General features: G+C 66.3%; 18 protein-coding genes and 1 pseudogene. 11 read left to right on the plus strand and 8 right to left on the minus strand.

The window, feature by feature from the left end:
* Nucleotide 1 precedes the first annotated feature (1 nt).
* From ACFWUR_RS08835 to ACFWUR_RS08855, 5 genes are all read right to left on the minus strand, one after another.
* Nucleotides 2-1171, minus strand: a complete 1170-nt coding sequence (locus tag ACFWUR_RS08835; RefSeq protein ID WP_378904119.1) for a hypothetical protein — start codon at nucleotides 1169-1171, stop codon at nucleotides 2-4.
* 181 nt (nucleotides 1172-1352) lie between these two features.
* Nucleotides 1353-2912: a serine/threonine-protein kinase gene (locus ACFWUR_RS08840; RefSeq protein WP_378904122.1), complete on the minus strand. Its 1560-nt coding sequence runs from the start codon at nucleotides 2910-2912 to the stop codon at nucleotides 1353-1355.
* Nucleotides 2913-2999: 87 nt separating this feature from the next.
* Nucleotides 3000-4229: a hypothetical protein gene (locus ACFWUR_RS08845; RefSeq protein ID WP_378904124.1), complete on the minus strand. Its 1230-nt coding sequence runs from the start codon at nucleotides 4227-4229 to the stop codon at nucleotides 3000-3002.
* The gene (locus tag ACFWUR_RS08850; protein WP_378904127.1) at nucleotides 4226-5428 is read right to left on the minus strand and encodes a hypothetical protein; all 1203 of its coding nucleotides are present in this window, start codon (nucleotides 5426-5428) and stop codon (nucleotides 4226-4228) included. Before ACFWUR_RS08850 ends, ACFWUR_RS08845 begins: the two co-directional genes overlap by 4 nt.
* A gap of 79 nt (nucleotides 5429-5507) precedes the next feature.
* A complete protein-coding gene (locus ACFWUR_RS08855; RefSeq protein ID WP_378904130.1) occupies nucleotides 5508-6707 on the minus strand; it encodes a hypothetical protein in 1200 nt (399 codons plus the stop codon).
* 208 nt (nucleotides 6708-6915) lie between these two features.
* Between ACFWUR_RS08855 and ACFWUR_RS08860 the strand changes: the two genes are divergently transcribed.
* The gene (locus tag ACFWUR_RS08860) at nucleotides 6916-8238 is read left to right on the plus strand and encodes an FHA domain-containing protein (RefSeq protein WP_378904133.1); all 1323 of its coding nucleotides are present in this window, start codon (nucleotides 6916-6918) and stop codon (nucleotides 8236-8238) included.
* Between the two features lie 191 nt (nucleotides 8239-8429).
* Here ACFWUR_RS08860 and ACFWUR_RS08865 read toward each other — a convergent pair whose 3' ends face one another.
* Complete coding sequence (locus ACFWUR_RS08865; RefSeq protein WP_378904136.1) at nucleotides 8430-9875, minus strand: metallopeptidase; 1446 nt, start codon at nucleotides 9873-9875, stop codon at nucleotides 8430-8432.
* A gap of 107 nt (nucleotides 9876-9982) precedes the next feature.
* Here ACFWUR_RS08865 and ACFWUR_RS08870 point away from each other — a divergent pair, with 107 nt between their 5' ends.
* The 6 genes from ACFWUR_RS08870 (at nucleotide 9983) to ACFWUR_RS08895 (ending at nucleotide 17108) form a co-directional block, all read left to right on the plus strand.
* Nucleotides 9983-12517: an ATP-binding cassette domain-containing protein gene (locus tag ACFWUR_RS08870; RefSeq protein ID WP_378904139.1), complete on the plus strand. Its 2535-nt coding sequence runs from the start codon at nucleotides 9983-9985 to the stop codon at nucleotides 12515-12517.
* A gap of 79 nt (nucleotides 12518-12596) precedes the next feature.
* A complete protein-coding gene (locus ACFWUR_RS08875; RefSeq protein WP_378904142.1) occupies nucleotides 12597-13946 on the plus strand; it encodes a hypothetical protein in 1350 nt (449 codons plus the stop codon).
* 213 nt (nucleotides 13947-14159) lie between these two features.
* Entirely contained in the window at nucleotides 14160-14603 is a 444-nt protein-coding gene (gene rplM, locus ACFWUR_RS08880; RefSeq protein ID WP_101468214.1) for a 50S ribosomal protein L13, read from the plus strand.
* A complete protein-coding gene (gene rpsI / locus ACFWUR_RS08885) occupies nucleotides 14600-15124 on the plus strand; it encodes a 30S ribosomal protein S9 (protein WP_378904146.1) in 525 nt (174 codons plus the stop codon). The genes rplM and rpsI overlap by 4 nt, the downstream gene beginning before the upstream one ends.
* Before the next feature lie 145 nt (nucleotides 15125-15269).
* Nucleotides 15270-16607 (plus strand): phosphoglucosamine mutase, encoded by a 1338-nt coding sequence (glmM, locus tag ACFWUR_RS08890; RefSeq protein ID WP_378904149.1) that lies wholly within the window; start codon nucleotides 15270-15272, stop codon nucleotides 16605-16607.
* A 147-nt stretch (nucleotides 16608-16754) separates the two neighbouring features.
* Complete coding sequence (locus ACFWUR_RS08895; RefSeq protein ID WP_378904152.1) at nucleotides 16755-17108, plus strand: hypothetical protein; 354 nt, start codon at nucleotides 16755-16757, stop codon at nucleotides 17106-17108.
* On the opposite strand, the gene ACFWUR_RS08900 is transcribed toward ACFWUR_RS08895, so the two are convergent.
* Together ACFWUR_RS08900 and ACFWUR_RS08905 are read right to left on the minus strand one after the other, a co-directional pair.
* Nucleotides 17109-17534: a hypothetical protein gene (locus tag ACFWUR_RS08900; RefSeq protein WP_378904155.1), complete on the minus strand. Its 426-nt coding sequence runs from the start codon at nucleotides 17532-17534 to the stop codon at nucleotides 17109-17111.
* 4 nt (nucleotides 17535-17538) lie between these two features.
* Nucleotides 17539-19179 (minus strand): ABC-F family ATP-binding cassette domain-containing protein, encoded by a 1641-nt coding sequence (locus ACFWUR_RS08905; protein ID WP_378904158.1) that lies wholly within the window; start codon nucleotides 19177-19179, stop codon nucleotides 17539-17541.
* 144 nt (nucleotides 19180-19323) lie between these two features.
* On the opposite strand from ACFWUR_RS08905, the gene ACFWUR_RS08910 reads away from it, so the two are divergent.
* The 4 genes and pseudogenes from ACFWUR_RS08910 to ACFWUR_RS08925 all read left to right on the plus strand — a co-directional run.
* Nucleotides 19324-19515 carry a PspC domain-containing protein gene (locus tag ACFWUR_RS08910; RefSeq protein ID WP_378904161.1) on the plus strand — a complete coding sequence of 64 codons (192 nt, stop codon included), beginning with the start codon at nucleotides 19324-19326 and terminating at the stop codon, nucleotides 19513-19515.
* A gap of 92 nt (nucleotides 19516-19607) precedes the next feature.
* Complete coding sequence (locus ACFWUR_RS08915) at nucleotides 19608-19916, plus strand: DUF6802 family protein (protein WP_301905025.1); 309 nt, start codon at nucleotides 19608-19610, stop codon at nucleotides 19914-19916.
* Between the two features lie 130 nt (nucleotides 19917-20046).
* A complete protein-coding gene (locus tag ACFWUR_RS08920; protein ID WP_378904164.1) occupies nucleotides 20047-20361 on the plus strand; it encodes a hypothetical protein in 315 nt (104 codons plus the stop codon).
* Between the two features lie 219 nt (nucleotides 20362-20580).
* Nucleotides 20581-21328 (plus strand): annotated as a pseudogene (locus ACFWUR_RS08925) (hypothetical protein); the annotation flags it as partial.

Consider the following 21328-nt stretch of genomic DNA (forward strand, 5'->3'; position numbering starts at 1 on the left):
CCTACTTGGCCTTGGCCGCGAGCATCGCGTACTGGGCAGAGATTCGCTGGTGGGCATCGATCAGCTGGTTGGAGCGTGCCTCGATGACATAGCGGCCGTAAGCGACGGTGCAGTGGAATCTCATCGTGAGAGAGTCTTTAACCTTCAGTTCAGTGCACCGTGCAGCAGGAAGGCCCTTTGGTGAACCTGCTGATCGGAGCTTCCTGTTCAGTGCGCCGTGCGCCTCGCTGAGTAGCTCTGCGCCTTCGGCGTCTTTGGTTTGGTAGAGTTCGGTGGCGTTGATGCCGAGCCATTCCACTCCGGCCGTCTCGAAAAGTATCTTGTCGCTCTCGGGTTTGGTGCTGATGTGCAATGCGCCTTGTTGGTTGTAAATACCCGGTGGATTCTTCGTGGATTCTTCGCCTTGGCGAGAGAGCGAATGGCCAAGAAGTTGATCGCGGTCGAGTTCCGTCTCGGTGAGTTTATCGACCGGCGTCGGCTCGAACTTCTCGATACGAGGCTGAATGGCCGCCCAGTTCTTAGTCGCCATTGTGGTCATTGCGCTGAGATCAGTCGTCCCTACTTCGATCTTCGCGATGTCTTTGATGGTGGTATATACGACGATCTGTTTGTGTGCCTTTACGGCAAAAAGCTCCTGTCGGGCAGGGTCCCAGAACGCCTGACCTTCGGGATATCCGGAAAGTTCGACAACGACTCGGCTTTCCTTTCTCGCCCGTTGGCTGCGCGCCAGTGCAGCTGCTGCGGCAGTCGCTGATCCTTCGCTATCGAATACCATTGCCGCATTCGTGAGGATCTCGGAGATAAGAATATCTTCATGTGATTGTGCCCAGCTATAGAATCCGCCCACAAATCCAGGTGCGTCTTCCGTGAAGGTGTCGCCGACCGTGTAGATCCGCTCGATGAACCCATATACAGAGTTCGAATCCATACCGGATTGAAATTTGAACCGGCTGTCTACCTCGAAAGGTGTCGGCAGATAGTTTCCGAGACGTTGGCCTTCGGTCAGGCGAGCCCGGTCGGCATTTTGCTTGCCGATCGTTCGCGGAGCCGTCGAATAGCTTCCGATGTCGAGTGCCGAAATATCTGCAGGCGCAGGCTGTTCGACCTTAGGTGCCTCGTCCGAACCGCATCCGGCAATTCCGAATATGATCAGAGCAAGACTCGCTGCCACAAATGTCGATGGTGCCCGCAATTGATCCCCTCCAGTGGTCTATACGCAGGTGGAGGACATGCCGAACAGAGCTTGATCCCCCGGCGACGAGCGTGTTGGTCCCTAGCCGACCGTCAGCATCGCACGCGTCAACATAGCACCTCGAGCGAAGCGAAGACGACCTCAGATCGCCCGGCTGAGGTCACTTGATCCGGTTGCGCAGCACCGGCACCAGCTTCTGGATCAGTACTTGCTCGGAGCTCTCCGACCAGTTCCGGATAGCGGATATGGTGGCGGGATCATCGACAGGGATGACAGTTGCCCGGGACCGGGCGAGGTCGTCAGGCAGGCCCGAAAGCCCGCCACCTCCTGCCTTTTCGTCGCTACGGACGGCGAGAATATAGGTACTGTCGTCGGCCTTCACCCGATCGAAAACCCCATCCAGAGGACGGGGCGAGGCTTCGTCGGCGCGCTTTGTGTACTCGAGGTTGTAGACGAAGCCGAGGTCCTGCAGGAACGTTGTCTGTGGAGTGGCACCGAGGTATATAGCCATCTCGCGATTGGTGAGTACGTCGACCATGGTGATGGTCTTACCCGCGAAGCTGGGATTTTCAGCGCGCGCCTTTTCCCGCGGCGTTTGCGCCGCCGAGGGCGCGGCAGCGGACGTAGGCGAGGTCCCCGGGTCCCCACCCGAGTCGCTGATCGCCCATATGCCGATGCCGGCGGCCAACGCGACGACAACCGCCGCTGCCGCACCGATGAGCGCGAACCGCCTGCTCTTCGGGCGTTCCGGCTGGGGTTGCGGGCTCTGGTAGCTCCCTGACAGCGCGGAATACGACATGCGGGGATCGGTGTTCGGCCGCGTATCGGGCACCTGGATCGGGTACGTAGGCGAGGTGTTGTGGCCGGTCGGGTTGAACCCGGGGGTGAGGGCGCCGGCTGCCGCGTCGGTGAATTCGCGGCAGGTGGCGAAGCGTTCGGCGGGGTTCTTGGCCATCGCGCGGGCGAAGACGTGGTCGATGGCGTGGGGGAGGCCGGGGCGGATGCGGGTTGCCTGGGGTGGGGGCTCGTGCAGGTGGCCCATCATGACCATGGCGGGTTGGGCTGCCGGGTAAGGGTTTTGGCCCGTCAGGAGTTTGTAGAAGGCGCAGGCGAGGCTGTAGATGTCGGCGCGGTGATCGAGGGAGGCGCCGCTGAGCTGTTCCGGCGGGGCGTAGGCGATGGTGGCGAGGAAGCTGCCTGTTTGGGTGAGCTCGGTGGCGTCGTCGGTGGACTTCGCGACACCGAAGTCGGTGAGCAGGACGCGTTCCTCTTCGCCGTCGCTGCTCGACAGCAGGAAGTTCGCGGGCTTGACGTCACGGTGTAGGAGGCCGCGGCGGTGGGCGTAGTCGAGGCCCTTGCCGACCTCGGTGGTAATACGTAGAGCGCGCAGCGGGGTCATGGCGTGCGGGTCGCGGGCGAGCTCGGCGGCGGCGTCGGTGCCGTCGACGTACTGCATGGCGATCCACAGCTGGCCGTGCTCTTCACCGCGGTTGTAGACCGAGACGATGTTGTTGTGGTCCAAGCCCGCGGCGAGGTTGGCCTCGCGTTCGAAGCGGGCGCGGAACTCGGGATCGCGGCTGAGCTCGGCGCTGAGTACCTTCAGTGCGTCCATCCGGGGCAAGCTGGGGTGTTTGGCCAGGTAGACCGTGCCCATGCCGCCGGCGCCGAGCACCCGCTGCACGCGGTACCCACCGACGATGGTGCCGTGGCTCATCACCATCTTTGACGATCTCCTGACTCAATTCCGCACACTGCCGCTATTCCGGCTGGAGCATATCGGACTCGTAGGGTGCGGGCCGATGTGGGATTATCGGGTGTTGGCGAATAATGCATATTGCGCGGCCGCACGTTGATGGGCATCCAAAAGCTGGTTGCCGCTGACTATTCCGACGTATTCGTTGTAGGCGAGGACGCAGCTGAAGCGTTTCGACGCGCCTGGGCGTTTGTTCTCCACGCAAGCGGCGTCGGGGAGGTTGGGTGGGTTGGCGGCTTCGGCTTCTACCTGCCAGGGGAACAGTTGTTCGGTGACCGCGCGGCGGGCTGCCCGGGGGTCGGGGGTGCGGATGCTGATCGAACCCCAGGACAGTGCTACCTGTTGGGCGCTCATCTTGGTGAGCTGTTCGTCGACGTAGTGGCGGTCGGTCGGGAGCTGGTCGCCGGAGTAGTGCAGGATGCCGTGTTTTCCGGTGACCAGGTAGTAGCCGGAACCCTCGGGGGTGGCCAGTTGCTCCGGGTTGAGGGTGCGCATCAGGAGGTGGTCGGGGTCCCAGGGCAGGGTCATGACCTGTTCGTCGGTCAGGGGTGTGGTTTCGGCGAGCGCGGCGATCTGCTCGGTGTAGGCGTTCGAGGCGAGGGCGGTGAGCGCTTGCTGGTCGGGGGTGGCCACCGACAGCAGGAAGGCGATCACATAGGGGCCGTGGGGGAGCAGGGTGCGCAGGAAGGGGGAGTCGGGGCGCCAATGAGACAGGGCCGCGGGGTGTCCGGGGATCGTGACCGGTTGGTTGCGGCCTTCTTGCATGCCGAAGTCGGTGTCGTGGAACTCTTTCGCCGCGGCGGCGGCGCGGTCCGCATCGGGGAACTGCAGAACCATGGTGGTGGCGGTGAGCTTGTTGTCGGGCCGTTTCGTCGGCCAGCCGAGGTCGCTCTCGACGCGCGAATCCATTGCGGCGCCACTGGACTCGAAGCCGTACAGCATCTTGTGCTTCTTGGCGACGGCCGACATCGCGGGCCCGTCGCCGAGCTCCGAGGGCATCACACCGGCGGAGACGGTGGTGGCGCGCTTGCCGTAGATCATCTGGGCGTCGACGTCGCGGGAGTTGATCACGTAGTCGGCTATCCGCATCGCCGCTACCTCGTACATCTCGTAGAACGGGGGAACGGGGTCGTCGTCGTGGGCGTTGAGGGGCTCGGTCGGGTACGAGCCGACGTCGAGGGTGCGGACATCCATCTCTGCGGGGAGCGCCTGCCCGGAGAGGGTGGAGCCACACGCGGTCAGGACCGTGGCCAGCGCGGCTATCAGGGCATATCGGATTCTCATCGGGCGTTCACCAACAATGCGTACTGGGCGGAGATTCGCTGCTGGGCGTCGAGGAGCTGGTGGGACCACACGTAGGCGGCGTAGCGGTCGTAGGACACCGCGCAGTAGAAGCGGATCGCGATCCGTTGCTTCCTGCCGATGTATTCCTTGCACTGGGCGCTCGGCAGGTTCTTCGGTGGCGCGGACGCGGTGAATTTTCGGGTGACGCCGCCGAGTTCGTCGCGGACACCCTGGGCGCCGACGATGTCACGGGCCCGGTAGACCTCGGCGCCGTCGTTCGCGTAGAGGTCCACGCCGTGGTCGTCGATCATTTTCTCGGCGCTCACCGGGTCGGAGAGGAAGTGGCGGGCGGTGCGTCCGGCGTAGACGCCGGGTGGGTTGATCCAGGAATCCTCGCGGGGGCGGGGTGCGGTGCGGCCGAGCATGCCGTCGCGGTCACGTTGCAGTGTCATCAGCTCGGCGCTGGGGGTGGGGGTGAACTTCGCGACCGACGGGACGATCGTGTCGAGGCTCTTGCGGGTGAGGTCGAGCAGGGCCTGTTCGTCGACCTTCTCCAGCCAGATCTTCAGGTAGTCGTAGAACCAGGTGTAGATGACCAAATGGCCGGTGGCGAACCATGACCCGATGGACTGCTGGTCGGGTTGCCAGTGAGCGATGGCCGCGGGGTATCCGGGGATCTCGATGCGCTGATTGTTCGGGGCGTAGCCGAAATCGAGTTTTTCCAGTTCGGTCGCCGCGGTGGCGGCCTTCTGCGCGTCGGGGAAGATCATCACCGCGTTCACCATGTCCAGGCCCATATTGTTGGGCTTCGATGCGGCCGAGCTCACGAAACCGCCGATGAAATCGGGGGCGACCTCGGCGAAGCGGTCGACTGCCATGATCTTGCCGAGCGCGGCGTCGGCGTCGAGGAAGACCGACGCGATCGACGGATTGGTGTGCACGAACCGGGGGTCGATGTCGGCGGGCGTCGGCACGAAATCGCCGAGGCGTTCGGCCTCGATGAATCGGGCCTGATCCATGTTCGCGACCGTTCCGACCTGGCGGGGCTGGGTCGGATAGTTCCCGACGTCGAGCGTGGCGAGGTCCACCGGGGCATCGGTGGCGGCGACCTCGGCGGGACCCCCGCAGGCAGCGACGATGGTGGTCAGCAGTGCGGTCGCCAGTACACAGGCGACTCTCGTGGCGCGCAACGCGATCATTCCTCCCCGAAACGATGGTCGGGCGGAATCCTACGTCACGGCATCAGCGCAGGGGCAGCCTTGCCTGCCGGTAGCCGACTCACAGGCTGTTGGCCAGCAAGGCGTACTGGGCGGTGATCTTCTGACGGACCTCGGGTTCGCCGTCGGCGCTGACCATGGCCAGATAGCGCTTGTAGGCGACATAGCAGCGGTAGACGTAGTCGTCTTCCTTGTTGCCGTTGTCGTTGAGTTTCAAGCAGGTCGAGGTGGGGACGTCGGCGGGGGCGGTGATCGGGTCATAGTGGCCCGCCGAGTCGATGAGCCCTCGCATGAGCGATTGAGCGGCGGACTGGTCGCGGACCCGGGTGACGGCACCGCCTTCGACGACCGCGTGCGCTTCGACTCCGGTTGCCTCGACCAGGTTTTGGCGAGCGGTGAGGTCGGCTGCCTTGTTGATGAGATGTTCGGGGGCGTAGGAGGCGAACGAGAACTGGCCGGGGTGGATGGTGGAACGGTCGTCGACTACGGCGCGGGCCAGCAGCCCGGTGGGGTCGACGGGCAGATCGGCGATCTTGTCGGTGGGGGTGGGGTCGAACTGGGCGAGCTGGGCGAGTTCGGCGGCGAGGTTCTTGTCGATCCAGGACGTGAGGTCGGCCGCGTCGGCGCGGGGGCGCTGGATGAACAGCGAGATCACGAACTCTTCGTGGGCCAGGAACGCGCCGATGGTGGGAACGCCGGGGCGCCAATGCAGGTAGGCGTCGGGATACTTGGTGGAGGCGAGTGTGCGGTTGTCGGGGGAGACGGCCAGGTCGACCTCCTCGAGTTCGCGCGCGGCGAGGGTGGCGGCGGTCGCGGTGGGGAAGCGGAACAGGGCCGTGGTGAGCGCGGTCGTGTCAGGGCCGGGACGGGTCTGGCCGTCGGGATCGGCGCGGTCGGCACCGAGTGCGACGTAGCCGGTGATGAATCCGCGCTTGTCCAGAACGGGTTCGGACACGTTCGCCACGAAATCCAGCGCGCGTTCGATATCCGGGATGACCACACCACCGCGTCCGTGCGACAGCGAGGGATCGATGCGCACCGCGGGCACTACCGCCGCCGACATCCGTGCACCTTCGACGATCGCGCCTCTGCTGCCCGCGGTGTCGGTGTAGGTGTGCCGGTCGGTGGCGAAAGTCCCGGTCTCGAGTCCACGCACATCGGGTTCACCGGCGACGGGTGTGCCGCTGACCGCACAGCCGGTGAGGGTGATCAGGGCGCCACACATGGCGAGCGCGATGCGAACTGTGGTCGAATCGATCATCACAAGCCCCTTGATGTCCTCGGCGGGTACGAACCTCCGCCATCGGTGCGGCTCCGCGCACGAGACCGACGAACGCTTCGCGGCTGCGCCCACTCGATATGAAGTTACCGGACCGAACCCGCCCAGGGGGACCGATGTGGGGTGCTTGCCATACTCTGGATGACATGGCGACCCCCCTGCTGTGCAGTTCCGGTGGAGGCCGATACCTGTGAGGGATCGGCAGGTCGAAGTGGTGCTCGGAAGTCACGCGGTCGCGCGGGTCGCGGACGCGGTGATCGTGGTCGCCCATCGCGGGCAGGGCAAGCTCACGCCGGGCGATACCGCGGCGATCGCGCTGGAATCGCTGGCGGAGTTGGTGCGTGAGGCACACGAGCAGGCGCCGTCGGGGCCGGGTTCGGTGGTGGCGCGTGAGGCGACCCGATGGCTGATGAAGTACGCCGAGCAGATCTCGCCGGGGGTGCCGATCGATTTCGGGGTGCTCTCGGCCGCCGACAACGGCGGCGTGGCGATCTTCCTGCACGGCTCGGTGACGGCGCTGCTCGCCGATGACCGGGGGTCGGAGTACTACCGCGGCAGCGATGCCGCGTTCACCGTCGACCGGGTGGCCTCGGAGCCTGCGAAGGCTGTCGCGCTGTTCGTCGACGACGCGAAGGGCCGCATCCCGGATCTGCCGCCCGAGCGCGGAATCGGTTGGCTGGTCGAGGGAATCGCGCAGGCGGGCGGGGCCGTGGTGTGGTCCAACGACGTGCGCAGCCGGGTGCGGACAGCGGATCCGGCGGGCCGAACACAGGGGCCGCCATTGCCTACCGCGCGTATCGATCGCGAACCTCGTGCGCCGCACTCGGATTCGCGTCACGCCGAGCAGCCGGCAACGGGAATGCAACCGGCCACGTCGATGCTCGACGCTGTCACCGGCACCGCGCACGGCACCGTCGACACACCTGTCGCCGACCCGCACCACGCCGAAACCCGGCTCGCCGGAACCAATCCCGCACCCGAACCGGATCCCGACCTGCAACGTAGGCTCGAGGCCACCGCCAAATCGACGGTGCTGGCGGTGAAGGTGATGGGATTCAAATGCGCGCGGGCGCATCCCAGCGATCCGCGCTCGGCGTTCTGCACGGTGTGCGGCATGCCGGTCGACCAGACCCAGGCGCTGGCCGAGGTGGTTCGCCCGCCGCTGGGCATGCTCGTGCTCGACGACGGCATGACCTACCTGATGGCCGCCGACGCGGTGATCGGTCGTGACCCGGAGAACTCCGAGGCCGCCCTGCGCGGACTCGTCCCGCTGCGCATCGACGACACCTCCGGTGGCATGTCGCGCGCGCACGCCGAAGTGCACCTGGTGAATTGGGACGTACAGCTCATCGACCGCGGTTCCACCAACGGAACCCGCAGCAGGCACCCCGGCTATCGAGACTGGGTCCGCCTCACACCGAATCAGCCGATGGTGCTCGTCCCCGGCACCGAGGTGATGATCGGCAACCGAGTCCTACGCTACGAACCCGCCGCCCCACCCCCCTTCGGCTGACAGACCCCTCAGCACCTACCGCACTCCCAGCCCAAACGACCCGACCCTGAGGAGGGTCCGCCGCGCAGCGGCGGTTCGCGGCCGTCCCGTCGATCAGGTGCCGTTGCGTAGGCGACGAAGGAGCAAGCAACGGCGCCTGATCGACGGGACCGCCAGGGCCGCGAACTCGAGCGCGCCAGCGCTCCAAATATTCAGCTGTACCGGGACATGCAGGTGGTTTCGCCGTTGAGGACCCCGGCTCGGAAGGCGTCGACGCGGGAGAATCCGCTGGGGACCGTGTTGCCTTCGGCGTCGCTGGCGGCCAGTCCGTCGGTGAGCAGGCCGGAGACAGCTTCGTCGAGGTCGCCCGCGGACAGTTGGATGTCGCCCTGGCTCACCGGGCGACCCGGCTGGGCGAGGCGGCCGGTGACGACCCCGGACAGGCAGGCCGCGCGCAGGCCGGTTTTCGCCCCGGTCAGTTGCTGGCCCTGACTGCGCTGCACGGCCAGGGTGTAGCGCGAGATGAACACCACGTAGCCGTTGTAGTCGCCGCTGACCTTCACCGGCAGCGGGCCGTCGTCGTCGGTGCCGGTGGAGCCGCGTTCGGCCAGCCCCGCCACATCGGTGGCGATGGTGTTCTTGGCGGGGCAGTAGGTGACCGGATCGGTGACCGCGCCGTCTGTGCAGTCGATGCGCGAGCCCGCGTAGTCGTAGGTCGGCGCGTCTTTCACCGGCAGGATGGCCTGCAGTGCCTTGCTCAACTCGACGAGGTTTTCCTTGGAGACGGGGTATTCGCCGCGACCGCTGTCGCCGGAGAAGCTCTGTGGGAGAGTGCCGCGACGCGAGTCGATCTCGTCCTCGTCGATGCCCTTGCAGCCACGCGGCCCGTCGGTGAACCCGATCTGCACGGCGGTGACGCGTTCGAAGGCCGAACCGTGCACGCTCTCCGGGTCGTCGGGATCGGAGTCGCGAATCGAAACAGTGGCGGCGAGAACGGAATTCAGGCCGTCGGACGTGTTGATCGTGAAGTGCTCCGACTTGCCCTCGGCGACGTGACGCATGAATGCGCCCGCGAAGCAGTCGGCCTGCTGTTCCTTCACCAGGACCGGCGTCTTCTTGGTGACCATCTTGGCCATGGTCTGGATGGCGTGGCCGTATTCGTGGGCGAGCACCATCACCACCGACATCGTGCCGAAGGTCTCGCTCATGGTGGGCAGCAGCATCTCGCGGTCCCAGCCGATGGAGTTGTCGCTGCGGCAGTAGGCGGCGTTGACCAGGTGGTAGGTGGTCTCCTTGCAGAATTCGACCGCTTGGCTTCGGGTGGCGCGGGCGTTCCACGAGATCAGTTTCTCGACCGGGTCGAAGGTCTCACCGGGGAATTCCGCGCCGAACCCGGCCTGCCAGTAGGACTGGATGTCGGCGATCGCGTTGAGCGCCAGCTGGTCTACTTCGCCGCCGTCGCCATTGGTGGCGGTGAGGGGCGAATCGGCGACGCCGGTGCGTGGACCGTTCGGCCCGCCGGTGGTGGGCAGGCCTGCCACCTGGAACGGGTCGGCGTAGATCGAGACTCCGTGCCCGTCGATCGCCCGCGTGCAGCCGACACCCATCAGCGCGCATAGCACGACAGAAATCGCAACGAACACTTGGGCTTTCGGCATACGTCCCCCTGGTCGGCCGGATACACGTGCAGGTCGATCGCCGGATCGGGCGCAAAGCCGTCTCGGGGGCACCGCCGATGTCCGGGCGATGGCATAGTATCCGCTCCATGTCTTCACCGGGGGCGCAGACCATCACCGTGCGCCATGATGGAACCGAACGAGTCTTCGAAGCGAGCCAGCAGATCACCATGGGCCGCGCGCCCGAGGTCAGCCTGTTCGTGGACAGCCCGCTGGTCTCGCGCGTGCACGCCACCCTGCGTTTCAGCAACGGCGCCTGGGTGCTCGCCGACAACGGGAGCACGAACGGCGTCTTCGTCGACGCGCGCAGGCTGAACCAGCCCGTGTCGATCGACCGGCCCACTCAGGTACGTCTGGGCGACGCGATCACCGGACCGCTGTTGCACCTGGTTCCCGCGGCGCCGGGGGCGCGCCACGCGGCGACCATGGTCGCACCACCCTCGCAGCCGCAGCAACAGCCCCATCAGCAACAGCCGTATCAGCAACCGCCGCGCCCGCCGCAGCAGCGTCCCGGCTTCCAGCCGCCTTCGCGCCCACAAGCGCAGCAGCCGCAGTACGTGCCGACCTCACAATTGCCCGCGCAGCCGCAGGACAACATCAACATGACCCGCCGCGCCGATTCGTCGATGCTGCCGCCGGTGCGCAAGGCCGCCTCGACCGAGCCGGTCGCGCGTGGTGACCGTGTTCCGCCCGGCGGCCTGAGCATCGGCCGCACCTCGGACAACCAGATCGTGGTGAACGATCCGCTGGCTTCGCGTGCGCACGCGAAGCTGCTGTCCTCGCCCGAGGGCCTGGTGATCGAGGATCTCGGCTCGGCCAACGGCACCTTCGTCAACGGTCACCGTCAGCAGCGCTCGGTGCTGCGCGAGCGCGACATCGTCACCATCGGCAACATCGACTTCGTCGTCACCCAGGGCGCGCTGGCGCATCGGCAGAAACCGGTCGCCGAGCAGGGGCTGTCGGTGCACGGCGTCGGGTTCACGGTCGAGAACAACAAGCAACTGCTCGTCGATGTGAACATGACGGCGGGGCGCGGCACGTTGACCGCGCTGATCGGGCCCTCGGGTGCGGGCAAGTCGACGCTGTCGAAGCTGATCGCGGGCAATACCCAGCCGTCCGGCGGTGTGGTGACCTTCGAGGGTCGCAATCTGCACGCCGAGTACGAGGCGCTGCGTTCGCGCATCGGCATGGTGCCCCAGGACGACGTGCTGCACCGTCAGCTCACGGTTCGCCAGGCCCTCGGCTTCGCGGCCGAGCTCCGGTTGCCCCCGGATACCACCAAGACCGACCGGCAGAAGGTGATCGACGGTGTGCTGCAAGAGCTTTCGCTCACCCAGCACGCCGACACCAGGGTGGACCGGCTCTCCGGTGGTCAGCGCAAGCGCGCGTCGGTGGCGATGGAGTTGCTCACCGGTCCGTCGCTGTTGATCCTCGACGAGCCGACCTCGGGTCTGGACCCGGCGCTGGATCGGCAGGTCATGCAGATGCTGCGCGAGCTGGCCGACGCGGGCCGGGTGGTGATCGTGGTGACCCACTCGGTCGCCTGCCTGGACATGTGTGACCAGGTGGTACTGCTCGCTCCCGGTGGTAAGACGGCCTTCGCCGGTCATCCGGGTGGTGTCGGTGCGGCGATGGGGACCAGCGACTGGGCGGAGATCTTCGCCGAGGTCGCGGCGAACCCGGATCAGGCCTTCGCGAAGTATCGGTCCAGGCAGGCGTATGTGCCGCCGCCACCGCCCGCGCAACCGAACCGCGGCAACGTGGGTGCGCCGCCGCAGTCGAGTGCGATGCGGCAGTTCAGCACGTTGGCGCGCAGGCAGTTGCGGTTGATCTTCTCCGACCGTGGGTATCTGATCTTCTTGGTGGTGCTGCCGTTCATCCTCGGCGCGTTGTCGCTGGTGGTGCCGGGTAGTGACGGGTTCACCGAAGGTGCGCTGGTACAGCTGCCCGATGGCTCGTTCGGGCGCGAAAGCGGCGGCGAGGCCCAGCAGTTGCTGGTGGTGCTCATCCTCGGCGCGTGCTTCATGGGCGCCACCCTCACCGTGCGTGACCTGGTCGGTGAACGGTCGATCTTCCAGCGGGAACGCGCGGTCGGCCTGCTGCCCTCGGCCTATCTGATGGCCAAGATCGTTGTTTTCAGCGTGACTGCGTTCCTGCAGTCGGCGGTACTGATCGGCATCACGTTCCTCGGCAAGAAGCCGCCGGGCGCGGGTGCGCTGCTTCCTAGCGGCAGCGTCGAGCTGTATTTCGACATCGCGATGACCGCGGTGTGCTGCGTGGTGTTCGGCCTGCTGATGTCGAGTCTGGCCAAGTCCAACGAGCAGGTGATGCCGATGCTCGTGGTGATGATCATGGTGCAGCTGGTGATGGCGGGCGGTCTGATCCCCGTGACCGACCGGGTCGGCCTCGAGCAGGTGTCGTACCTGTTCCCCTCACGCTGGGGCTACGCGGCTGGTGCGTCGACCGTCGATTTGAAGACGCTGGTTTTCGGCTCGCAAGACGACGCACTGTGGACCCATTCGATCGGGATCTGGATTCTCGACATCGTGATGCTCGTCGTGATCACCTCGATCCTCGCGCTCATCACCTGGAGCCGACTACGACTCAAGAAGTCGCAGGCATGAGCGGCGCGATCCGCCAGGTCAGCATCGTTTCGGCGGGCAAGATGCGCGTGTCCGCCGTCGACCGGGCACACTTGAGCCTGTGACCGTTCGAGTTGGGGCCCTACATCTGGGGTGGGACGTGGTGTCCGTGGCCGCGGGTGGCGGCGCGACCCCGGTCCGGCCGGTACAGGTCGAGGGCACATACACCCCGCCCGCCTATCTGCTCGCCGATGCCGCGGGCAGATTGCACACCGCCGGTGTCGACCGGCAGCGACCGGATCTGGGGATGGCGATCGCCGATGTGCGCGACATCCTCGGCCACCCGCAGATCGTGATCGCCGGCGCCACCTGGCCGGCCGAACTGGTCTTCCGGGCGCGGCTCTACAACCCGCTCGCGGCGATCGGCAAATACCTACAGGGCAAGCCGCAGGTGGTGGCCCTGCCGTATCCGGACAGCTGGCCCGAGGACAAGGTCGACGTCTACGCCGCGCTCGTCGAGCAACTCGACGTGATCGTGGAACCACTGCCGGAAAGTGTCGCGCTCTCGGGCTATGTGCGCGCGCTCGGCCTGGTCTCCCCGCCCAGCGAACGGCATCGCACCGGTATCGGCGCCACCGGTATCTATTCCGACGGTCGGTCGCTGCTCGTGGTCGCGGTACACGGCGACGACGAGCAGCCGACCGAATCGACGGAGGTCGCGGTCGGCGCCGAGGCCCTGCGCGACGCTCGTACCGCCGACAACGTGGTGATCGAGGCGATGGCCGCGGCCCGTTCGATCGGCGCCGATACCTCGACGGTGCTGCTCGCGGGCAACGTCTGCTTCAACGACGCCCTGCGCTTCGCCTTCCAGAACCATCTCGGCCAGCGCCTGCACGTGGCCGACCACCCGATGCACGCGCTGGTCCTCGGTGCCGCGCATCTGCTGGTCACCGAGCCCGACCTCGAGGAAGACGACGACTACCCGGAGCCGAACCACCCCGGCCAGGCGGTCGCCGCGCAGGTCGGGTGGGGTGCCCAACCCGCCGCACCGCCCGCCGCCCAGCCGCCCGGACCCGCCGGCTTCGTGGCCGGACCGCCCGCCGGGCAGCCCCCGAGGCCCGCCGGTGGCGCACCACGGCACGCGCTCGAGCACGACGACGCCGAGGGCGAGGACCGTCGCGCCAAACTGCTCGGCAAGGTGAAGAAGGGGTTCTTCGGCACACCGGCCGTGGTGGGCGCGCTCGCGCTGGTCGCGTTCCAGCCGGATCCCGCCGTCGCCTCCGCCGCCGAGCAGGTGAGCTGCGCGTTCACCCCGTATGCCGACACGGTCCCGCGCGAGGGCATCGCGACCGCGCGCGGCCTGCTCATCGGCGACGACCGCGCCTGCGCCACCCCCGGCATCGACACTCTGCGCTACCTGATTCCCGGTCCCGCGCGGGCGACCGACCCCGGCCCGCCGGTGGTCATCTAGCTCCGCGGGGCACTCGCGTCGCGTCCGTAGCGGTCGGCATCGCCCGATGGTGGGTCGGTGATGCGTGGCTGGTATCGTGGCTCGTTGGCGTGTGGAACGTCGAACCGTTCGCGGATCGGCGTCTCCTCGATGTCCTGGGTCTCCACCGGCCGCCAGGGCAGTCTCGATCCACACATCAGGGCCGGCAACACCGACGACAGACAGGGATCCACTGTGCCTACGTACAGCCCCAAGGCGGGTGACGTCACCCGCAAGTGGTACGTCATCGACGCCACTGACGTAGTCCTCGGCCGTCTCGCCGTGCAGGCCGCTGGCCTGCTGCGCGGCAAGGGCAAGCCGACCTACGCACCCCACGTCGATGGTGGCGACTTCGTCATCATCATCAACGCGGAAAAGGTTGCCATCTCCGGCAACAAGAAGAACGACAAGCTCATCCACCACCACAGCGGACACCCGGGCGGCCTCAAGTCGCGCACTGTCGGCGAGGTGTTGGCGACCCGTCCCGATCGTCTCGTGGAGAAGGCCGTCAAGGGCATGATCCCGAAGAACAAGCTGGGTAACGCGATCGCGGGCAAGCTGAAGGTCTACGCAGGCCCGAACCACCCCCACGCCGCGCAGCAGCCGGTTCCGTTCGAGATCAAGCAGGTGGCCCAGTGACCGCTCCTGAAGAGTTCGCAGCCGAAGAGTTCGATGTGGCCGAAGAGGTCATCGTCGAGATCGTCGAAGACGGTGAAGGCTACGCCGAAGGCGAATACGTCGAAGAAGAGCTGGCTTTCGAGCCGCTCGCCCTCGACCGCCCGGTGCAGACCGTCGGCCGTCGTAAGGAAGCCGTCGTTCGCGTTCGCATGGTGCCCGGTTCGGGCAACTTCGAGCTCAACGGCCGCACCATCGAGGATTACTTCCCGAACAAGGTGCACCAGCAGCTCGTGAAGTCCCCGCTGGTTCTGGTCGAGCGTGTCGAGAACTTCGACATCTACGCTCGCCTGGTCGGTGGCGGCCCGTCGGGTCAGGCAGGCGCCCTGCGTCTGGCTATCGCCCGCGCGCTGATCGTGGTCACCCCGGACGACCGTCCCGCCCTCAAGCGTGCCGGCTTCCTGACGCGTGACCCGCGTGCCACCGAGCGTAAGAAGTACGGCCTGAAGAAGGCCCGTAAGGCGCCTCAGTACTCGAAGCGCTGATTTACGGTCTGCCGGCCGCCGTCTTCGCTTAACTTGGTCGAGACGGTACGGTCGGCGGAGCACGTGTGCGAGAGCAGGCTTCCAGCACGGCTGGTCGCCTGCTCTCGTGCTGTATCTGGGGAATCGACTACGGGTAGAGGGTTGTATGGGACGGCTGTTCGGCACAGATGGTGTTCGTGGGCTCGCCAACGAGTCGCTGAGCCCGGAACTGGCGATGCGCGTCGCCGCCGCGGCAGCGCAGGTGCTCTCGCGCGGCAAGAAGCGCCCGGTCGCGGTGCTCGGTCGCGATCCGCGTGCCAGCGGCGAGATGCTCGAGGCCGCGGTGACCGCGGGCCTGACCTCCGTCGGCGTCGATGTCCTCTCGGTGGGCGTGCTGCCCACTCCGGCCGTGGCCTATCTGACCGGCCTGTACGACGCGTGCTTCGGCGTGATGATCTCCGCCTCGCACAATCCCATGCCCGACAACGGGATCAAGATCTTCGCCGCGGGCGGGCACAAGCTCGACGACGTGATCGAAGCTCGGATCGAAGCCCTGGTCGCCGAAGGCGTGACCGTGCGCCCGACCGGCGCGGGTATCGGCCGGGTGCGTGGTGACTACACCGTCGAAGGCACCCATGAACGCTATGTCGAGCATCTGCTCGAATCCACCGGGCAAGATCTGTCCGCGCTGACCGTCGTTGTCGACTGCGCTCACGGCGCGGGCGCCGAGGTGGCGCCGCAGGTATATCGCGAGGCCGGTGCGAGGGTGATCGCGATCAACGCCGAACCCAACGGGCTCAACATCAATGATGGTTGCGGTTCCACGCATCTGGACACGGTGCGCCGCGCGGTCCTCGAACACGGCGCCGACCTGGGCATCGCGCTCGACGGTGACGCCGATCGTTGCCTCGCGGTGGACGCGGCGGGCGAGATCGTCGACGGTGACGCGATCATGGCTGTGCTCGCGCTGGCGATGCGCGAGGCGGGCGAGCTCGTCGACAACACGCTCGTTGCCACCGTGATGAGCAACCTCGGCCTGCACATCGCGATGCGCGCCGCCGAGATCACCGTGATCACCGCCGCTGTCGGCGATCGGTACGTGCTCGAGGAGTTGCGGCGCGGCGGGTACAGCCTGGGCGGCGAACAGTCCGGGCACGTGGTGTTCCCGCGGTTCGGCACCACCGGTGACGGGGTGCTCACCGGCCTACGATTGATGGCGCGGATGGCACAGACCCGGCGCACGTTGGCCTCGCTCGCCTCGGTGATGACCACGGTGCCGCAGGTACTGGTGAATGTCGCGGTGTCCGACAAGGCCGCCGTCGCGGCGGCGTCGGAGGTGCGTGAGGCTGTCGCCGAAGCGGAACGGATCCTGGGGGAGACCGGACGGGTTCTGTTGCGGCCCAGCGGGACCGAACAGTTGGTGCGGGTGATGGTGGAGGCCACCGATCCGGCGCAGGCACGTCAGCTCGCCGACGATCTGGCCAAGCGGGTCGCCGCGGTCTAGTCGCGGTGATCGGGATCTGTGGCGTGTTCCACTGGTCGCCACTAGTATCGGGATACGCCATCAGGACCTGTGTGCCCCCTGGCGCGTGTGTGCTGCTCGGCGCAGGCGGTTGTTTCGGCGCGCAGTCACGATTCGAAGGGGGCTGACATGGTGCCGCCGCCGCCTGCCCGTAGCTATCAGGATCAGTACCCGTACGAGTACGGCGAGGCCGACCAGCCGCACCGCTGTGGCGGTGCCTGTGGACGACCGGGATGCCGGGAAGTGCCGCAAGGGTATTCGCACACCGTGCCGATCCGGGACGAAGGCTACGGCCAGTCCGCCTATGAGCCGCTAGCCCAGACCCGGCCGTTCGCGGCGGCGCGGGTGCCACGTTCGCGTTCGTTCATCGCGGTGATCGCCGTACTCGGCGTCACCGTCGTCGTCGGCCTGATCGGGGCGAAACTCGGTTCCGAGGTCGACCTGTTCGGTGCCGGCGAAACTGTTGCGGTGCAGTCGTTCTGATCAGAACTGACCGACCAGGAAACCGCTGAACAGGACGGCGAACCCACCGATCTCGCCCGCGATCAGCCCGTACATCGACAGCCGCAGTCCCGCGGAGATCTGCCCGTCGAACTGGTTGGTGGTGTCACGGGCCAGCCCGTGGCGGGCATAACTGGCGATCGCGCCGACGAAGAACGCGAGCACGATCAGGTCGGCGGTCAGGTTGACGGCCGTCGGCCAGGCGCTGAGCTCGGTGAACACCGCGAGCAGGATGCCCGAGAAGGAGTACATCAGCGCGGCGCGGTGGGCGATGTCGACATAGACGTGTGCCGCGCCGTCGACCCGGATGCCGTGGTATTTCCAGACTCCGAGCAACAATGCGCTCAGGAAGACGAACCCGGTGATGAGCAGGGTGATGCGGGTATCGATGCCCAATGTGTAGTCCATGCGCCTATTCCTCGGTGAGTAGCCCGCCGGACATGTGCCAACGGCGGGTCGCGCGCACAGAATCCAGCATCCGGCGATCGTGTGTCACCAGAATCAAAGTGCCGGTGAAGGATTCGACGGCTTGCTCGAGCTGTTCGATCGCGGGCAGGTCGAGGTGGTTGGTCGGTTCGTCGAGGACGAGCAGGTTCACCCCGCGCGCCTGGAGCAGGGCCAGCGCCGCGCGGGTGCGTTCGCCGGGCGAGAGGGTGTCGCAGGCGCGGGTCACGTGCGGGCCGCGCAGGCCGAACTTGGCCAGCAGTGTGCGTACCTCGGCGTCGGGCCAGTCGGGCATCGCCGCGGCGAAGGTGTCGGCCAGCGCGTCGTGGCCCCGGAACAGCCCACGGGCCTGGTCGACCTCACCGATCTCGACACCGGAACCCAGTGCGGCCGAACCGGAATCGGGCGTGATCTTGCCGAGCAGCAGTCCGAGCAGGGTCGACTTGCCCGAGCCGTTGGCACCGGTGAGCACGATCCGGTCGGCCCAGTCGATCTGGGTGGTGATGGGGCCGAGGGTGAACTCGCCGCGCGCGAGGGTGGCGTTGTTGGCGGTCGCGACCACCGCGCCGCTGCGGGGCGCGGTCGCGATCTCCATCCGCAGTTCCCATTCCTTGCGCGGCTCGTCGACCACGTCGAGGCGTTCGATGCGGCGCTGGGTCTGACGGGCCTTGGCGGCCTGCTTCTCGGTGGATTCCGCGCGGGTTTTGCGGCCCATCTTGTCGGAGTCGTTCTTGCCCTTGCGGCGGGCATTGCGCACGCCGTGTTCGAGCCAGTTGCGCTGCATCTGTGCGCGCGTCTCCAAACCCGCCTTGGTGTCGGCGAATTCGTCGTAGGCCTCCCGGGCGTGCTTGCGGGCGATCTCGCGTTCGGCGAGGTAGGCGTCGTAGCCGCCATCGTAGAAGCCCGTTTGCTGCTGAGCCAGATCGAGTTCGAGGACGCTGTTGACGGTGCGCGCCAGGAACTCTCGATCGTGGCTGATCACCATGAGCGGTACCCGCACACCGGTGACGAACCGTTCCAGCCGGTCGAGGCCGTCGAGATCGAGGTCGTTGGTCGGCTCGTCGAGCAGCAGAATGTCGAAGCGCGACAACAACACCGACGCCAGCCCCGCGCGTGCCGCCTGGCCGCCGGACAGGCCCGTCATCGGGGTATCGAGGCCACTGGCCAAGCCGTTGGTCAGTCCCAGGTCCGCGGCGACCTCTTCGGCGCGCTGATCGAGATCCGCGCCGCCCAATGCCAGCCAATGTTCCAACGCGGGTGAGTAGTCGTCGTCGCCGCCGTCGCCGAGGCGTTCGGCCGCCGCGTCCATCACCCGCTGGGCGTGCGCGACTCCGGTTCGGCGCGACAGGAATTCGAGCACCGTCTCGCCCTCGATACGCTCCGGCTCCTGCGTCAGGTAGCCGACGGTCGCGTCGGGCGGACTCAGCGCGATGGTGCCCTCGCCCGGGTCGCGCTCGGCCAGCATCCGCAGCAGCGTCGACTTGCCCGCGCCGTTCACCCCGACCAGTCCGATCACATCGCCGGGGGCGAGAGTGAAATCGAGGTCGGCGAACAGGGTTCGTTCGGCGTGCCCCGCGGACAGGCCGCTGGCGTGCAATGTCGTGCTCACCGCGACAATTGTGCCCGTCTCGGGGTCTGACCCTGAGGTCGGGGCCCTGCGAAATCAGGGTGTGAATGGGTCTGTGGACCGATGCGGGTGAGGGTGCTCCGGCGGCACAGTGGAGATATCACCGCTCCACAGGAAGGCAACACCATGACCGCCCCCGCCCGCCGCCTCACCCGTTCGACCAGCAACAAGTGGATCGCAGGCGTCTGCGGTGGCCTCGCCGAACGTTACGGCTGGAACCCCAACGTCGTCCGCCTGGTCTTCGTCGCCTCCTGCCTGCTCCCCGGCCCGCAGTTCCTGATCTACCTGGCGATGTGGATCCTCATCCCCCAGAAGTAGCCCCGAACCCCGCCGCTCCCGCTCGCGGATGACAAGATGGTGGCCAACCCCGCCACGTCGTCATCCGCGAGTTTTCCGTTGGAGGAGCAGTCATGGTCACCTCAGGCGAGTTCCCCGGCCTCGGGCTACCCGACATCGACGCCCACTCATCCCTGGGCGGCCTCGGCCCCGTCGAACTGAACAATCCATCCCTCGACCTCGATCACGACGGCGTGGTCGACTCGCTCTCCACCGGCGACGCCGACTCGACCAGCATCTGGTCCGACTACGACCACGACGGTCTGGCCGACCACGTCACCGTCGTCGAGGAAGACGGCGACTACGCCGCCTGGGAGTACCACCGTCATCCCGACGGGACCTCGGAGTGGCGGCGGACCGATCAGGGGAATCTGGAGAAGTAGCGCACGAGGGTGCCGCTGTGATCGAATCCGATCGCAGCGGCATTCGTCGTGTGATCGTGGAACCGATCCCGGTCGTGGCGCGTCCAAGGGAGTAGTGCGCCGGTCGGCGCTTGACCAGAAGGAGGGGGAAGTGGGCGATCAAGTTACGGTCGATCCGACGGCTCTGCGCAAGGCTGCCTCGAACTTGAAGGCGTCGGCGGCCGACATCGGGACGTACACCGCCGACATCAAGGGCTGGTCCTTCACAGCCGCGCAAGCTGGTCGGAACTACGGCGCCGAGGGGGCCAAGGTCGGGGGAGTGATCGGGAAGGTCGAGACCTGGTTGAAGAACTGGCAGACCGCGATCGACAAGACGGGCATTCAGTACGGCACCAGTGCGGATACTTATGCGACGGTAGACGATGCCAATGTCAAGAAGATCACCGCCGCTGGGGTGAACCTTTGATGTGTGCGACGCCGCCGAAACATTCTGTTGTATTCGGAGGGGGTTTCCATGGCTGACTCTCCGACGTGGCCGAATATTCCTACCAGTGGTAGTGCTGACGAGATACTCGATCTCGGAGCGGAGGGTTTGCAGTACTTTTCCGAGTACTTGCCACGTTACGAGAGGGCGCTTGCTGTAACGAAATCAACGGCGGGTAGAGCAGAGCTCGTAGGCGCCGACTTGGACAAGTTGATCTACGCGGAATATGACACCGAACGTGGCATGGATATCGCCGCCATAGACCGAATGTCTGCAGGGTTGTCCAAGGTGATGGCCAAATTGCCTGGCGAGATCGATGAACAGCGGCGGCAACTCTCGGCTCTGCCGACGATTTGGCAAGGGCAAGCAGGCGACTCCGCGTCCAATATGCTCAATGCGCAGATTATCCGTGCCGAGCAAGATCGCATCGAAGCCGCGACAATATCGCTGGAGCTCAGCTACGTTTCGACCGCACTGCGCACTGCTGTGCGACATAAAGCCGTTACGGTCCAGGGATTTTGGTCTCCGAATACACCGGACATCCCGCAACAGAACGGCAGCGGGGTGGGGCGCGAAGCGATCGATGATTACATACGATTGGTGGCGCAGGACTCTTATTCTGAGTTGGGCCAGAAGGCGAAGGAGTGGTTGGTCGAGGTTTTCCTACCTCACGTACACGCGACATACGATAAATTCGTTCAGCTCTGCAAGGAAGTCGATACCGAGGTGCGCCGAGTCTACGGCGTGCTTGTTGAAGCCTTGAATGGGCTCGACACTGCCGCGTACCCGATGCCTCAGGATTCCGGTAAGCCACAGACGCCCGTGACGACCGAGCAGCCCCAGACAAAAGATACGTCGAAGGGTGACACGTCCACAGGTGGCACACCGTCGACCACCCAAGACCCGTCGACTACCCCGGCGACCACCGAGAACCCGTCGACCACCCCGG

It is taken from the genome of Nocardia sp. NPDC058633, from assembly GCF_042717045.1.
Classification (GTDB): domain Bacteria; phylum Actinomycetota; class Actinomycetes; order Mycobacteriales; family Mycobacteriaceae; genus Nocardia.